Consider the following 15,231-nt stretch of genomic DNA (forward strand, 5'->3'; position numbering starts at 1 on the left):
CCACAAGAATAATAAAGATTGTAAGTTATTTAATTCTCATTCCTAAGCTACTGCCAGAGTGGGAGAGTGGGAGAGGGGGAGAGAGGGAAAGGGGGAGATGGGGAGATGGGAGCATCTCAATTTTTGCAAAAAGCATTTTTTATTCTAGTGCTGTCCCCGATCGCGTATTTTATAAGCCAATACGGTTGACTTAACGCTTTTTGACGAATGTCATCTCAGGATTTTCTAGGCAATACAGGCATTTCTTGAAAGTCAGATTGTTCTTAAGTCAACCGTATTGTTTTATAAGGAATGAGAATTAAATAACTTCCACAAGTTTGTGGGATGGGCGTCCCGCCCGTGCTTTTTGGACGGGCGGGACGCCCATCCCACAATAACAATTAAAATTGTAAGTTATTTAATTTGCGATCCTAAGCAAGCGAGTGGGGACAGCACTACAAATGCAAAACAGAGATTCTCCCTGCGAAACATCCTCTTCCCTCTTCCTTCTTCTTTCTTCCTTATTCCTGATGACTACTGACTAATGACTTCTTTCTTCAAGCAAAAGGCGAGCCGATTTCCCATCAGCGCGCCTGAAAATTTTATGCTTTTTTTGTCAAACGTAATTGAACAGATCGTTCCGTTTCAAAAAATTATCCAACTGTCTTGCTAGCGCGGCGGCGGCGGGCTGCAACCAAACCGCCCAAACCGAGAGCCAAACCAGTCATGGTAATCGGTTCTGGAACTGCTTCTGCGCTGACGGTGAAGTCTTGGAAGTCTGCGTCGTTACCGCCACCGCGATCGTCAAAGGAGATCAGAGTGCCTCCGTTAGACAGAGAAGCTGTTCCATTTGTATAGCTTCCAGCAGCTTGGAAAGCGTTTGTTGTTTCTCTGCCGAGCGCTGTCCACAAGGAGGATCCGCCAAACACGGCTTGTTGGGTGCCAGCGTTCAATGCCGAGGTCGAGTAGACAGTGCCGCCATCGCCGCTGTTGAGTCCCAAAGTGTAAACTTGATTTGCCAGGAATGTGAATACTGCTGTTCCCGAACCCAAGACTGTATTGCCCAAAGATCCTTTCCATTCGTTCTGGTCGCCATTGTCAGAGGATTTAGTTTCCGAAAACAGCGTGCTAACTAGAGATGTCACCGAGCCCACGCTGTAAATTCCCAAAGAGGAAGTGTAGCCACCGTGAGACTCTTTGAAGTTAAACTTGACATCTGTATTGTTGGCGAAGGTGATACCGTTGGTACCAAAGGAGAAGGCTTGGGCTGGAGATCCTGCCCCTAACAAAGCGGTGGCGACTGCGGTAGCTGTTAGGGCGGATAAGAGTTTGGTATTCATGACCTGATTCCTTGTGTTGCAATAATTAATTAATAATTTCATTATCTGATAGTTTGTGTTTGTTTTTTTCACTTTATGTGAATTTTGACCAACTCTTTATCAAGCCTTTACAATACCTTTATAAATGCTGTCGAGCCAATCGGTAAGCGGGCGATCGCTCCCTAAAAATACACACCAAAAATTATAAAAATTAGGGCTATAAACCTTGCACTCGCGGTCATGCGAGCGCTAACCCCCAACATAGATTTCGGTGAGTTTATCCTAATTTTTAATTTTCTTCCAAGTCTAAATCTTTAACAGCCAACACTTAGGTACAAACACTGTCAGTCTATTTTAGATTTTAGATTTTAGATTTAGTTGCACGATTGAATCTGGGAGATTGAACTCGGGTAGAAAATTTTGGCTTGTACCCTGACGCTCGTGCACGTGGGACGGTACCTGTTTTTGGGCAGGGTCACTGTCTGGGAATCTAACAGTTATAAAAGTTTTCTATTAATCCAGAAACTAGGAATATTTGTTGTTTCCGACTCGCGTATGGGAATTAAAGTAGTCGATCGCTCGGGTAAATTACTTACAAAGTGCGATCGTTTGGTTTAGGTCTTGTGGTTGAACAACACAGAGCCCGCACCGTGATGGATCCCAAAGATGCGATCGAGAGGGGCTTTCTGCTTTGAAAATTGCCAAAAAGCAGATTTCCATCAGAAAATACCATATATAGATGCGCTTGGCAAGCCCTATTCGCGATAGATCATCAGATCGCATCAAAAAAGACCGCTGTAGCGTTCCTCAGCCCAAGGTTCGCCCCTGCGGTGGTAGCCGTTGCGTTCCCAAAAACCGAGTTGTTCGGTTTCTGTAAACTCCAGGCCGTTAATCCATTTCGCGCTTTTCCAGGCGTAGAGGTGCGGAACTACCAACCGCATCGGGCCGCCGTGATCGGGGGATAGCGGTTCGCCGAAGACGGTGTGGGCGAAAAAGTTTTCTTCTCGGAGGAAGTCGGCGATCGCAATATTAGTAGTGTAGTCGCCGTAGCAGTGTTCCAGGACGTGGAGGGCTTTAGGATCGACTTCTATGCTGTTCATAAAATCCGTGACTTTGACTCCCGTCCACTGCACGTCTAGTTTTGACCAGCGGGTGACGCAGTGAAAATCCGCAGTAAAGTTACTTTGGGGCATGGCCTGGAAGTCAGACCAAGTGAAGGTTTTTGGTTTTGCCAATCCCCAGACTTTAAATTCCCAAGTCTCAATGCTGACGGAGGGTGTATCGCCGTAAGTCAGAACGGGAAAGCCGTTGGCGAGGTATTGACCCGGGGGGACGCGATCGCTGTTATCTGATTCTGGCTTGCGAAAAAATTTGCCCTGCATTTATTCAAACTCTACAGTAAATGACTGCAATCCTCAGTATAACTTAGAGACAACTACAAACAACAGCTTTACCGGTGGATGATTTACCGACTTTGACCGAAATTGCAACGCTTGATTTTTTCCCGTTTTCGCCACCGAAATGATGCTGATGAACATTGGCGAATTATTAAAATATTGCTGCCGCAAGTGGAGTTTGCGAGATCGTTTTAGGATGGCAACCTCAGCGACTGGGGAAACGTTTTCACGTGCAGATTGCCCGAGGATGCGTAGAAAAAATATATTAGAACTGGGAGTGTCGATCGGCTATGCTAAAGAGAGAAAATTCACACCACACTAAAACTCAAAAGGCTAGTTCCAGCAGTTAATATTGATTGATGTAGCACAATGATATATCCTACACCAACTACCACGATTCGGCTTTCGCCGGCGCTAAGCGATGTCTACCGAAACATTAGTTAACTGGCTCGAAGAGAACACGGAATTAGGCATATTATCCCGCGATATCTTACAGGCGATCGCGCTGGAAATGTCCATGTCAACTTTTCCCCCGGGATTTCGAGTGGTAATCGAAGATACACCAGTCACCAATCTCTACATCCTAGAAAGAGGACAAGCCGATCGCTACCGCCGCAAACAACCGGGTTTAATGTGGGGGAGTAGTTTGTTACCGGGGGCGATCGTCAATTTATCGGCACTCCAGCGATCGCAAGCTGCGGATAGTAGAATTATTACTCGTACAGAATGTCAATTTTGGGTCATTAGTGCCGATCGCTGGCGCAGTTTGCTAGAAAGATATCCACGCATCACCGAAGCCTACGCTCAACGCTTGGCCGCGAAATTAGAGCAGCTAGAAGCAGAAATCGCCTACGAAAGAGAGCGTCAAAATGCCCTTCGTAGCTATCTAGTACCGCAGGCGAAACGGGGAGTAATTGGGAATAGCCGTTATGCGGTAAAATTGCGCCAACAAATTCGGGCTGCATCGAGTGACGAGCGATCGGTGTTAATCTCTGGCGAACCTGGTTTAGAAAAAGATAATTTAGCTGCTTTAATTCATTTCGGTTCAAGTCGCCGCAACGAGCCAATTATTCAGATCAAAAGTGCCTTGCTTCAGAGCAATGGAGCAGAATTATTCGGGCGTTTGGGCGGTAAGCCAGGGCTGTTGGAATGGTTGGGAGAAGGTACGTTAATTTTAAATGACGTTCAAGAATTACCCGCTCAATTAAGCCCCCAAATTCAGCAACTATTAACCCAGGGAACCTATACCCCAGTTGTCAGAGAAGGACAAATACCGCCGCAACCGCGTTCTAGCAATGCCCGAATAATTTTAATCTCAGAAATCGTCCAACCCCAGCTAGATAAGCTAACGCAACACAAGATTAAAGTACCGTCATTGCGGGTGCGTAAAGAAGATTTAGAAGCACAAGTCAACTATTATCTCAACATCTTTTGTCGCCAAAAGAAATTAGTCAAGCCCCAAGTCACGCCGGAAGCAATTCGTCGCTTGCAAGCCTACGATTTTCCAGGGAACTTGCAGGAATTGCAGGGAATGGTCGATCGCGCTTTAGTTCAAGCACAAGGCAGTCAGGTATTAACGGAAGAAGTGTTTTGGGCCCAGGCGGCAAAGCAACAAAAATTTCGACTCAATTTATTCAAGATATATCCCAAATTCCGGCAATTTTTACGTAGCGATTGGTATCCCGATCGCGTGAATTATTGGTTTACCACTTGGGTATTTGCATTAGTGGTAACTATCCTGTTTGTTGCTCCCCAAGATCGACAGCATAATTTTGCCCTAAATATCTTTTGGGCTTGGTGGTGGCCGTTAATTTTATTATTATTCCCCATCATCGGGAGATTGTGGTGTGCTTTTTGCCCTTTTATGATTTATGGAGAAATCGTCCAGAAACTATCGCTGAAAATTTTCCCACGAACTCTCAATAAATGGCCGCGCCAATTAGCCGAAAAATGGGGCGGATGGTTTCTCTTCGGAATGTTTACTTTGATATTTCTGTGGGAAGAGTTGTGGAATTTAGAAAATACTGCCTATTTATCCAGTTGTTTGTTATTGCTAATTACGGCGGGCGCGGTAATTTTTTCGCTAATATTCGAGAGGCGGTTTTGGTGTCGTTATTTATGCCCGATCGGGGGTATGAATGGATTATTTGCTAAACTCTCAATTATCGAACTGCGCGCCCAACAAGGAACCTGCGCGGCGGAATGCAGCACCTACCATTGCTATAAAGGAGGCAAAGGTTTTGGGGAAGGATTAACTACGAATGGATGTCCGGTTTATTCCCATCCCGCCCAATTAACCGATAATAAAGATTGCGTCTTGTGCATGACTTGCTTAAAAGCTTGTCCGCATCGATCGGTAGAATTAAATCTGCGCCCTCCCGGAATTGAATTGTGGACTACCCACGTTCCCCACGGTTATGAAGTTGCACTATTATTTCTATTATTAGGCGGAATTTATATCCACCGCTTGCCGGAGATAAATATTTTGTTGGGGCTGGGCATCAATTTAGAACAATTTTTACCACATTTAGGAATGTCAATCGCGGTGTTAATTATCCCGCCGATGATTCCGTTATTTGCCTATGCAGTCATGCAAGCAATTTATCGATTGGGAAAAGCAGAAACTCTCCCATTTAAAATTACTAAACCCCTTTCATTTGTCTGTCTCGCCTACGGATATCTACCTCTAGTTTGGGGCGGTAGTTTGGCTCACTATTGGCGATTGGGTTTGCAGGAAGGCGGGCGAGTGATTCCCGTAACTTTTGCGACTTTCGGACAAATTAGAGATGATTTGCCGAGTTTTGTGGGAGATCCGGCGGTGATTAGTTTCTTGCAAGGTTTCACTTTAATTGTGTCATTGTTGGTGACGATATTTGTGACTCAGAAAATTGCCAAGCGATCGATTAAATCTTTGATGCCTCAGCATTTAGCGAGTTTGTGTTTGATGGTGAGTTTGTGGTATGCGATCGTGGGAAATTAATGTAAAATAAAACAAGGAGGATTTACTATGACTTCACAACTTCAACAAGCGATCGATCTTGCTCAGTCACTGTCATTGACAGAACAACTTGAACTACTTAAAACACTATCCGATATTATTCAACGCACCCATTCTCTGGAAACTCAAGCTGCAACAACAGAGGAAGATACAGATTTTTCACGTCTCAGCTTTCGCCAATCTTGGGAGCAAGCAATAACCGGACAAACCTTACCCCTTTCTCAACTGTGGGAGGGAATCGACGTTGACTAATTCTCCCCTTGTTGAGATTCGTCTCACACCTGAATTTCAGCGAAAACTGAAAAACCTCGCCAAGAAATACCGCCAAATTCCAACCAATATTCAACCTGTGCTTGAACAATTACAAGTTGGAGAATTTCTGGGAGATAGAATCCCTGACATTGGCTTCCCAGTTATGAAGGTGCGGATTAGAAACAGCGATACTCAAAAAGGTAAGAGTGGTGGTTATCGCCTAATTTACTGGATTTCATCAACCACGCTGATTGTTTTACTGGACATTTACTCAAAATCAGAGCGCGAAGACATTGAGATAGAGGAGATTCGTCAAATTATCAAAGGGTTCAGCACAACTCCTGAAGAAACAGATGCTTGAGTTTTTTCGTTTTAATCACGCAAGTAAGCCAGCTTGAAGCAAACTATGTCAATACCGAAAAAAGGAACAAGAAAAATCCTTGTTGACGGGGAGCCTTTCATCTGGCTCATCCGCAGACAAGCTAGTAATATGCAAGCAGACTACGGTTGCGGAAAGCTTCATGTTGCTGTCGAACACGCTGAAAATTCTGGTTCGGTATTAGTTATTATTACCGATCGACCTCACCCTCAAGATTGTCTTCGATCCAACAAAGTAATACCAGTAACACCCTCTGATGTAGCACAATGGATACGGCAAGCGATGCAACTCGGATGGCAGCCAATGCGATCGGGAATAACTTTTCGCGTGCAGATTGCAGGGCAGTGTATGGAAAAAATATAATGCTTTATGCTGTTGCCCAACATAAAGCATTATATTAAAGCTAATTCAGTTGATTTGGTAAATGTAAACATCGTCTGAAAGTTAAAAGTGTATAATTAAGTTGACAACCACAGAGAACTGCGATGACTATTCTGAAACCCCGTTATAGCAAGCAAGAGTTTGCACGACTTGGCGATGAGATATACGATCGCATAGTGCGATCGCAAGTTGAGCCGAGTAACAAAGGTAAAATTGTGGCGATCGATATTGAGACATCTGCATGGGAGATCGATAGTAACGAGATAGTTGCCTGTAGCCGACTCCGAACAAAGTACCCCACTGCTCAGATATGGATCGTGCGCGTTGGTTCAACCTATGTGCGTCGTTTTGGTGCCGGTCGCATCCAAAAAGCCAAATGATTACAGGAGTAGTTAACGGCGATTATGAACCAATTCTTCGCATATCCATCTACAGCAATAACGGTGAACTATACGAGCGAGATGCTGTTGTAGATACGGGTTTTAATGGCTGGCTATCTCTACCACCAGATTTGGTTGTTATTTTAGGATTGCCTTGGCAGAGACGAGGACGGGCAATACTAGCTGACGGCAGTGAGAGTATATTTGATATCTATGAAGCAACTATTCTCTGGGATAGTCAGCCAGTTACTATACCAATTGATGAAGCTGATTCAGATCCACTTATTGGTATGTCATTGATGGATGGCTACGAGCTAACAATTCAGATTGTAGACAGCGGTATCGTAACTCTCAAAAAAATATAAAGTCTAACAAATTACTACGCTCGATGCTGGGCAACAAAGTTGACAAAGGACGCTAATTGTGATAATAATATTTACACATTCAAATATATATAGCCTTTCTCAAAAAGATGAGGTATGACTGACAGCTTGTATAACCAGTTCAACTAAGAGGGCCCAAGCCCAACAACATACCTCATCTTTCTGAGAACCGCTATAGTTATCGACCCACTCCAAACAAAGAAACCGGGTTCTCAACCGAGATAGAGGGCCTCAAGCAAGTATTTGGATAAAAACCAGGTTGTCGATCGCCACCCGTGCGTAAGTCCTAATCTCCCAAAAATTGTCAAAAATAATTTATTAAATATAAAAAATCATCGCGAACTTATGAGCGAATTATCAACCAGACCAGCCCTAATTACCAAAGTTATCCCCGACAGCATCTGCGCGGAAATGGGATTTGATGCCGGAGACTCCATCGTCGCCATCAACGGCCAAAAACCCCGCGACTTGATCGACTATCAATTCCTGTGCGCCGATGAATTTCTGGAACTAGAAGTTTTAGATGCTAAAGGCAAAACTCACAAGTTGGAAATAGAAAAAGAGTATGACGAAGACTTGGGTGTGGAATTTGAAACCGCCCTCTTCGACGGATTAATTCAGTGCAACAACCGCTGTCCTTTTTGCTTTATCGACCAGCAACCTCCGGGAAAGCGCGAAACTTTATATCTCAAGGATGATGACTACCGCCTCAGCTTTCTTTATGGCAGCTATCTGACTCTCACCAATCTGACTGAAAAAGAATGGAACCGAATCGAACAAATGCGACTTTCTCCTCTTTATGTTTCCGTGCACGCTACGGAACCGGATGTGCGAATTCGCTTGTTGAAAAATTTTCGGGCTGGGAAGATTTTAGAACAAGTTAAATGGTTTCAAGAGCGCCGCTTGCAAATTCACGCTCAAGTTGTGGTTTGTCCGGGGATTAATGATGGCGAACATTTGGAACGCACTTTGTTGGATTTGGCAAAGTTTCATACTGGAAATATCCCGGCTGTAGCGTCGGTGGCTGTGGTGCCGGTGGGTTTGACTCGCTTTCGTCCTGCTGAAGATGAATTGATTGCTGTAACTGCGGAAAAAGCGCGGGAAGTTATCGCGCAAGTGCAGAAAATTCAAGCGGTTTTGAGTCAAGGGAAAGGCGGTAAAAAGGCTAATAAAAAAAGTTCAAAATTCACCCCCCCCAGCCCCCCCTTACTAAGGGGGGGAGAAGAGTTAGAAGATTTAGAAGATTTAAACTTCCCTGTGGTAAGGGGAAATTCAAAATCGCGCTGTATTTGGCTGGCTGATGAGTGGTTTTTAATCGCGGGTTTGGATTTGCCGTCGGCGGCGGATTATGAAGATTATCCCCAAATTGGTAACGGTGTGGGTTCGATTCGGCAGTTTATTGGGCAGTTTGAAACGGCTTTTGCTAAGCTGCAACCGCTGCCGGTTATTGGGCCGCGCCGGTTGGTTTGGGTGGTGGGAAATGCTGTTGAAAAGGCTTTTTTGCCGATCGCACAACAACTAAACCAAATTCCCGGCTTGTCTGTCAACATGGTGGCACTGTCCAGCCGCTACTGGGGACAAACTATCACTGTTACGGGTTTGCTCACCGGGCAAGATTTACTCGAAGCTTTGCAGGGAAAAGACTTGGGAGATGGTATCCTCCTGCCCTCGGTTATGCTAAAACAGGGGGAACCTCGTTTTCTTGACGACATGACGGTAGAACAGCTCGAAAAATCGCTGAAAACCCGGATTTGGCCGGTAAGTGGCGTAGAGGAACTAATCTCGGGGGCGATCGGTCTGGCAACTGCTGAAGTTCAATTGTAAATTTTGAATCAAGCCTTCACAAGCAACACGAGTACGGTAATTATGACTTGTAACTGTCGAGTTCAGGTCACAAACTAGAAACTTGAGACTTCAATCTTGATCTAAAATTGTCTCTAGAATTGCAAAGTAATTAAAAAATTATGCGTGTTTTTCGTCAAATCGTGGTGGTCGGAGTGGGCGCTGCAATTACTTTCAGCAACGCCGGACAGAGTGCTTCAGCACAGCCTCCGGCTCAATCTCAGGACGGTTCCCCCCTTAGCAATCCGATCGAATTAGCGCAGAATATTCGATCGACCTCGAACACAGCCTCAGAACCAACATCAGAAGATCCACAACAGTCGATCGCCCAAAACCCACCAACCTCGGAGTCTCAGGAACCTGGGGAAGCTACGGCAGCAACTCTCCCAACCGAGTCAGACCAAGCATCAAAGCCCCAACAGGCTGCTCCGGCTGCCCCATCAACCCAGCAGCAGGAGTATTTGGCGCAGTCTCCAAAACCAGCACCGGCAAACAATCGGCAGAAACCTGTTCCGAGCAACCCCAACAATGTTCCGGTGCCGAATTTGCCAGCACCAGTTCCCCGCGGCACTCCGAATGAAACTTTCCCGCCTCTGACCCCGAAGGGCATTTTAGACACCAAGCCCCCGGCTTCCCTAGCACCCAACCCGAATCCGCTACAGTTTCCGACAAAGCCCGAGGATGTCAGAATCGAGGAAATTCAGTCAATTACTTTGCAGCAGGCGATCGATCTGGCCCGCCGCAACAGCCAAGTTTTGCAAATCGCCCAGAAACAAGTCGAACAAACTCGATCGGGCGTACGGGAACAGCAGGCTGCTTTATTTCCAGATCTGACTTTTCAAATGGCCGCAACCCGCCAAGTCAGCGCCAGCGGACAGATTGGGGTGCAGACTCGACTTCGCCAGAATGAGACTTTACCCGCCAGTCGCCAACTCCCGACAAATTCTCCCGAGTTTCAAAATTTCGGCACGATCGGTCTCAACAACACTTTACAGTTGAGCTACGATCTAGACATTTTCGGCCGCCGCACCGCTAATATCCGGGCGGCTAGGGAACAGTTGCGCTTTCGGGAACTGGATTTGGAACGCCAAGCCGAGCAACTCCGCTTCGACACTTCTGAGGCTTACTACAACCTGCAAAACTCCGACGGACAAGTTGCTATCCGCCAAGCTTCGGTGAGAAATGCCCAGCAAAGTTTGCGGGATGCGGAAGCTTTGGAACGCGCCGGGGTGGGAACCCGCTTTGCTGTGTTGCAGGCTCAGTCAAATGTGGCCAACGAAGTGCAGCAACTGTCCGTGGCCCGTCGCGATCAGCGAGTGGCCCAGCGGCGGCTGGCTGAGATTTTGAATATCAGTCAGTCGGCGAACTTGACGGCGGCTGACCCGGTGGAGCAAGCTGGCTCCTGGAGGCTGTCTTTGGAAGAGAGTATCGTGCAGGCTTTTAAGAATCGCCCTGAGTTGGAACAGCAGTTAGTACAGAGGAATATCAGCCAGCAACAAAGGCGATCGATTCGGGCGGGGGGGCTACCTCAAGTTAATGTCACTGGTTCCTACAACTTTCAAGGGCTAACTACTGACGATACAAGACCGTTTTCAACTCGCGGCTGGGCGAGTGGCTATGCAGTGCAAGCCAATCTGACTTGGAATTTCTTCGACGGGGGCGCGGTGAAGGCGAGGGTGAAACAGCGGGATGCCGATATCTCGATCGCCGAAAGTCGATTTGACCAAATCCGCAACCAGGTGCGCCGAGAAGTTGAACAAGCTTATTTTGGTTTGGAGTCGAGTTTTGAGAATATCGAAACTTCTGAAGCCGGAGTTTTGCAGTCGAGGGAAGCTTTGCGTCTGGCCAGACTCCGGTTTCAAGCTGGCGTAGGCACTCAGACTGATGTGATTCAGGCGGAAACAGATTTGACTAGGGCTGAGAGAAACCGATTGTCGGCAATTGTCAACTACAACCTGGGGCTATCGTCTCTCCAGCGCGCTGTGAGCAATCTTCCCACTAATAACCTCTCGGATGCTCCTTGATATCAGTTGACAGTTGACAGTTGACAGTTGACAGCGACCTCGACCTGTAACTTGAAGGAAGAGGATTGGAGGAATCAATAGTCTGATTTTAATTTCTCCCGACAAGGGTTCCGGCTTTCAACCAATTCTTTCTGGTAAAAAAAGCCCACTGTACCTCAACTCCAAGCCACGATCTGCATCAGTCAATCCCACTCATCACTCATTCCCAATTCTAAAATCTAAAATCTAAAATCTAAAATGGGTTGGGTTGAGTTGGGTTGGGGCTATTCCTTGTCGGGATAGCTAGGCCACGTGTCCTTGAATCAAAAAAGGTAATTAGACATTTGTTAAATATCCGACACTTCACCAAAAAACTGGGCGGAGCGAAGCGGAGGGCTGAAGCCCCGTCCTTATAGGACGGCTTTAATTCTCTTCATTTCTGTCAATTATATCAGCAATACATGGTAAAATAGAACAATCAAACAATAGTAAACAATGAAAGCAAGATATCGCTACAGAATCTATCCAACCGACCAACAAAAGCAGAGCCTCGCTCAGCTATTTGGTTGTGTTCGGGTAGTCTGGAATGATGCTCTTGCAATTTGCAAACAGTCTGAGAAAAAGCCCAGTTCGGCAGATTTACAAAAAATCGTCATAACCGGGGCAAAACAAACTGAGGAAAGAACTTGGCTGGAAGATGTGTCATGCGTTCCTTTACAACAGTCCGTTGCCGACTTAGATATTGCTTTTAAGAACTTTTTCAATTCCTGCAAAGGGAAAAGGAAAGGACGTAAAGTCGGATATCCTAAGTTCAAGAAAAGAACTAGCAATCAATCGGCAAGATTTACTCTTCGTGGATTTTCATGCAAGAAAAATGGTGGTGTCTATCTAGCTAAGATTGGTATTGTGAATCCGATTTGGTCAAGAGAACTGCCATCTGAACCTAGTTCTGTCACAGTAGTCAAAGATTGTGCGAACCGTTATTTCCTGAGTTTTGTCGTAGAAATTCAACCCATTTCATCTGAGGCTAAAAGCCTCAGCATCGGAATCGATTTAGGAATCAAAACTTTTGCGGTGATGAGCAACAGCGAAAAAGCCGAAAGTCCTAGCTACAAAAAACTAGACCGGAAGGTTCGCAAACTACAACGCAAATTAGCCCGCCAACCCAAAGATTCTAAGAGAAGGAATGTAACTCGGATTAGAATCGCCAAGCTGCACAATAAAATTGCGGACACCCGTAAAGACTTTCTGCACAAATTGTCAACCAAAATTGTCAACGAAAACCAAGTGATTATTTTGGAAGATTTGAATGTATCGGGTATGGTCAAGAACCGGAAACTTTCAAGGGCAATTAGCCAACAAGGATGGTATGAATTCCGAACTTTGTGCGAGCGTCAATCTGAAAAGTTTGGTAGAGAATTCAAGGTTATCAGTCGATGGGAACCTACCAGCCAGGTCTGCTCAGACTGTGGTTTTAAATGGGGTAAAATCGATTTGTCTATTCGCTCAGTGCTTTGTTTGAATTGCGGCACAGAGCAAGACAGAGATGAAAATGCGGCTAGAAATATAGAGAAAGTCGGGATGGGAAATCGCCACGACTCTAAACGGACGCAGAGGGATCGTCAGACTATTTCGGTAGCAGAACCCTGCGAAGCGTCAAGAATCACCGCGCCTGATAGTCGGTGAGTATTTCAATTAATATTTTGTAATAGAGTTCTATGTCAACTGCGTTAAAGGATCGGCAATGGCTAATATCAAGTTTGTGAAGGAAAATCAGGAAGTCATCGCAGCAGACGGAGCAAATTTGAGATTCAAAGCTCTAGAAAACCGCATCGACTTATACACGTTTTCGGGAAAGATGATGAATTGCGGGGGCATCGGTCAATGCGGTACCTGCATTGTGGAAATTGTCGAGGGTAGTGAAAATCTGTCGCCCCGCACTGACTTTGAGAACCGCAAGCTCAAGAAAAAGCCGGAAAACTATCGGTTGGCTTGTCAAACCATGGTCAACGGCCCGGTGAGCGTCAAGACTAAGCCTTAACTGCCGGTGGGCGAAGTGAAGCGGAGGGATGGGGGATGGGGCATGGGGGATGGGGCATGGGGCATGGGGCATGGGGCATGGGGCATGGGGCATGGGGCATTAGGAAATAAAAATTCTTGGATTTTGAATGTGGATTTTTTACCTATTCAACTGTCTGGTGCTACCTTCTGCTCCATTCCAGTTTCCCTTTTGCCTTTGAGTGATATCCTAGTGGTGTGTATTTTCCTATTTTCCGATACAGGCGGGGGTCTTCATGGAAGTTAACGATTTAGGGTTTGTGGCAACCATTCTGTTTGTATTGGTTCCCAGTGTTTTTCTAATCATTCTGTACATTCAAACCGCTAGCCGTCAAGGCGGAAAAGAGTAGCAACTGCTGCTATTTATTTCTGGTGAAAGCTAGTTGTAAAAAAAGCGCCAACAGTTTTTTGCTGGGGCGCTTTTTTGTTAACTATTAGTATTGAGAGTTTAGCTGACGATCGTCCGGGCTAGCAAGACGGGACAGTTGGCGTAGACTCGCACGTAATCTGATAGGGAATTTCCTAGGAGTCGATCGAGATCCAGGAAATTTTTAGCAACGTTTGGCCGCCGATCCGGGGAACCGATGACCAACAAATCTGCATTCACTTCCTCTGCAATCTGACAAATTGCTTCACCGGGCTTACCTGTAGCACTCACGCAACGGTAGCTAACTCCCATTTGTTTCGCCAGTGCTACTCCCTCAGCCAATACGGGGTCTTTTTCAGCATTTGCTGTCACATCTTCGGTGTATTTTCCCGTCAAATCTTTGGTGACGTGTACTAGAATTATCTGCCCGCCACTCACTTCTTTAACCAAAGATAGCGCAAGCTGCAATGACTGTTTGGCAGATTCTGACTTGTCGAGCGCCACCATGACGCGCCTAATTTTTTTGACGTAGATGTCGTCTTTTACTAACAACATCGGTCTCGATGTTAGCTGGAAAACGTACTGACTGACTGAGTTTTCCAAAATCGATTGCAGCCGTCCAAATCCCCGCGAACCCATAATTACTAAGTCGGATTGTTCTTCTTCTGCGACTTGGCAAACTGTGGTTTTCGGGTCTCCCTGTTTCAGCCGCGGATTGACTTTGCTGGGATCTATTTTCAAAGACTGCACTGCTTGTGCTAAAATCTTTCCTCCTTCTTCCAACTTGTCGGCCATGCCATCGGAAGTTACTTGCTGCGGCACGACGTGCAAAACGGTGACAGAGCTTTGTTGCAAGGAAGGGATGTCCATCAACATATTAAACATCTCTTCGCACAAGCCGCGACCGGCGACGGCTACTAAAATTTTTTCTATCATGGTTTTTGGTGTGAAAACAGTTGAGTTTTGTTGTGGGGCGCTCTTACTAGGGCGTTGTTATACCAATTTAATGTGAAGTTGCACATATCTTGATCCCCCTAAATCCCCCTTAAGAAGGGGGACTTTGAGCGGAATCTTGTCCCCCCCTTATTAAGGGGGGCTAGGGGGGATCGGATTCTATGCAGCTTCATAAAAAATTGGTATTACTCTAGTGGGTTAATGTTAAGCATAAGCCTGAAGTTTGCTTTATGATTTGTAGAAATGTAGCGTTTTGGAACAATTTGTAACGTGTTAGAGAACGATCGAACTCAACCAGAACTTGCAGCGGCTGGCGCTATTCAAAAGCGGTCGGGGATGATGGACTCGGAGGGCTGGTTTGAATATTTGGTGCGAGTCTACCGCTCGTAAAAACATGGACAAAGCTACCCAAAAGTAGTCAATGTTAGACATCTACGTTGGTAATTTTAGTCCACAGTCCTAAAACTACAGGAATAAACGGCAATTCCTCTATTCCCTTCATGAAGTCGGGAATTACTTTTCTCGCTATATTTATGCTG

Annotated in this window: 14 protein-coding genes; 11 read left to right on the top strand and 3 right to left on the bottom strand. The window is 45.7% G+C overall.

Annotated elements, in window-relative coordinates:
* Window positions 1-632: 632 nt before the first annotated feature.
* Complete coding sequence (locus JGK11_RS09730; protein WP_293190607.1) at window positions 633-1,319, bottom strand: PEP-CTERM sorting domain-containing protein; 687 nt, start codon at window positions 1,317-1,319, stop codon at window positions 633-635.
* A gap of 761 nt (window positions 1,320-2,080) precedes the next feature.
* Window positions 2,081-2,680, bottom strand: a complete 600-nt coding sequence (locus tag JGK11_RS09735) for a sulfite oxidase-like oxidoreductase (protein WP_293190608.1) — start codon at window positions 2,678-2,680, stop codon at window positions 2,081-2,083.
* A 436-nt stretch (window positions 2,681-3,116) separates the two neighbouring features.
* Between JGK11_RS09735 and JGK11_RS09740 the strand changes: the two genes are divergently transcribed.
* From JGK11_RS09740 to psbM, 11 genes are all read left to right on the top strand, one after another.
* Window positions 3,117-5,675, top strand: coding sequence for a sigma 54-interacting transcriptional regulator (locus JGK11_RS09740; protein ID WP_293211411.1), 2,559 nt, complete (start codon window positions 3,117-3,119; stop codon window positions 5,673-5,675).
* Window positions 5,676-5,702: 27 nt separating this feature from the next.
* On the top strand, window positions 5,703-5,945 hold the full coding sequence (locus tag JGK11_RS09745; protein ID WP_293183901.1) for a hypothetical protein: 243 nt from the start codon (window positions 5,703-5,705) through the stop codon (window positions 5,943-5,945).
* Window positions 5,938-6,306 (top strand): type II toxin-antitoxin system RelE/ParE family toxin, encoded by a 369-nt coding sequence (locus JGK11_RS09750; protein ID WP_293183899.1) that lies wholly within the window; start codon window positions 5,938-5,940, stop codon window positions 6,304-6,306. Before JGK11_RS09745 ends, JGK11_RS09750 begins: the two co-directional genes overlap by 8 nt.
* A gap of 45 nt (window positions 6,307-6,351) precedes the next feature.
* The gene (locus JGK11_RS09755; RefSeq protein ID WP_293183897.1) at window positions 6,352-6,687 is read left to right on the top strand and encodes a hypothetical protein; all 336 of its coding nucleotides are present in this window, start codon (window positions 6,352-6,354) and stop codon (window positions 6,685-6,687) included.
* 122 nt (window positions 6,688-6,809) lie between these two features.
* The gene (locus JGK11_RS09760; RefSeq protein WP_293183895.1) at window positions 6,810-7,085 is read left to right on the top strand and encodes a hypothetical protein; all 276 of its coding nucleotides are present in this window, start codon (window positions 6,810-6,812) and stop codon (window positions 7,083-7,085) included.
* Window positions 7,082-7,450: a clan AA aspartic protease gene (locus tag JGK11_RS09765; RefSeq protein ID WP_293183893.1), complete on the top strand. Its 369-nt coding sequence runs from the start codon at window positions 7,082-7,084 to the stop codon at window positions 7,448-7,450. Before JGK11_RS09760 ends, JGK11_RS09765 begins: the two co-directional genes overlap by 4 nt.
* A gap of 363 nt (window positions 7,451-7,813) precedes the next feature.
* Entirely contained in the window at window positions 7,814-9,292 is a 1,479-nt protein-coding gene (locus JGK11_RS09770; protein ID WP_293197927.1) for a DUF512 domain-containing protein, read from the top strand.
* A gap of 140 nt (window positions 9,293-9,432) precedes the next feature.
* Window positions 9,433-11,334, top strand: coding sequence for a TolC family protein (locus tag JGK11_RS09775; protein ID WP_293211412.1), 1,902 nt, complete (start codon window positions 9,433-9,435; stop codon window positions 11,332-11,334).
* 474 nt (window positions 11,335-11,808) lie between these two features.
* Entirely contained in the window at window positions 11,809-12,999 is a 1,191-nt protein-coding gene (locus JGK11_RS09780; protein WP_293197925.1) for an RNA-guided endonuclease TnpB family protein, read from the top strand.
* A 58-nt stretch (window positions 13,000-13,057) separates the two neighbouring features.
* The gene (locus JGK11_RS09785) at window positions 13,058-13,354 is read left to right on the top strand and encodes a 2Fe-2S iron-sulfur cluster-binding protein (RefSeq protein WP_293151570.1); all 297 of its coding nucleotides are present in this window, start codon (window positions 13,058-13,060) and stop codon (window positions 13,352-13,354) included.
* Window positions 13,355-13,607: 253 nt separating this feature from the next.
* Entirely contained in the window at window positions 13,608-13,721 is a 114-nt protein-coding gene (gene psbM, locus JGK11_RS09790) for a photosystem II reaction center protein PsbM (protein ID WP_193970859.1), read from the top strand.
* A gap of 98 nt (window positions 13,722-13,819) precedes the next feature.
* On the opposite strand, the gene JGK11_RS09795 is transcribed toward psbM, so the two are convergent.
* Window positions 13,820-14,674, bottom strand: coding sequence for a universal stress protein (locus tag JGK11_RS09795; protein WP_293183883.1), 855 nt, complete (start codon window positions 14,672-14,674; stop codon window positions 13,820-13,822).
* Window positions 14,675-15,231: the final 557 nt, after the last annotated feature.

It is taken from the genome of Microcoleus sp. PH2017_34_RAT_O_A, from assembly GCF_020737885.1.
In the GTDB taxonomy this organism is placed as follows: domain Bacteria; phylum Cyanobacteriota; class Cyanobacteriia; order Cyanobacteriales; family Microcoleaceae; genus Microcoleus.

What these genes read in the sequence shown, in the direction of transcription:
- JGK11_RS09730 (WP_293190607.1), bottom strand. Translation starts at nt 1,319, where the DNA reads ATGAATACCAAACTCTTATCCGCCCTAACAGCTACCGCAGTCGCCACC.
- JGK11_RS09735 (WP_293190608.1), bottom strand. Translation starts at nt 2,680, where the DNA reads ATGCAGGGCAAATTTTTTCGCAAGCCAGAATCAGATAACAGCGATCGC.
- JGK11_RS09740 (WP_293211411.1), top strand. Translation starts at nt 3,117, where the DNA reads ATGTCTACCGAAACATTAGTTAACTGGCTCGAAGAGAACACGGAATTA.
- JGK11_RS09745 (WP_293183901.1), top strand. Translation starts at nt 5,703, where the DNA reads ATGACTTCACAACTTCAACAAGCGATCGATCTTGCTCAGTCACTGTCA.
- JGK11_RS09755 (WP_293183897.1), top strand. Translation starts at nt 6,352, where the DNA reads ATGTCAATACCGAAAAAAGGAACAAGAAAAATCCTTGTTGACGGGGAG.
- JGK11_RS09760 (WP_293183895.1), top strand. Translation starts at nt 6,810, where the DNA reads ATGACTATTCTGAAACCCCGTTATAGCAAGCAAGAGTTTGCACGACTT.
- JGK11_RS09765 (WP_293183893.1), top strand. Translation starts at nt 7,082, where the DNA reads ATGATTACAGGAGTAGTTAACGGCGATTATGAACCAATTCTTCGCATA.
- JGK11_RS09770 (WP_293197927.1), top strand. Translation starts at nt 7,814, where the DNA reads ATGAGCGAATTATCAACCAGACCAGCCCTAATTACCAAAGTTATCCCC.
- JGK11_RS09775 (WP_293211412.1), top strand. Translation starts at nt 9,433, where the DNA reads ATGCGTGTTTTTCGTCAAATCGTGGTGGTCGGAGTGGGCGCTGCAATT.
- JGK11_RS09780 (WP_293197925.1), top strand. Translation starts at nt 11,809, where the DNA reads ATGAAAGCAAGATATCGCTACAGAATCTATCCAACCGACCAACAAAAG.
- JGK11_RS09785 (WP_293151570.1), top strand. Translation starts at nt 13,058, where the DNA reads ATGGCTAATATCAAGTTTGTGAAGGAAAATCAGGAAGTCATCGCAGCA.
- psbM (WP_193970859.1), top strand. Translation starts at nt 13,608, where the DNA reads ATGGAAGTTAACGATTTAGGGTTTGTGGCAACCATTCTGTTTGTATTG.
- JGK11_RS09795 (WP_293183883.1), bottom strand. Translation starts at nt 14,674, where the DNA reads ATGATAGAAAAAATTTTAGTAGCCGTCGCCGGTCGCGGCTTGTGCGAA.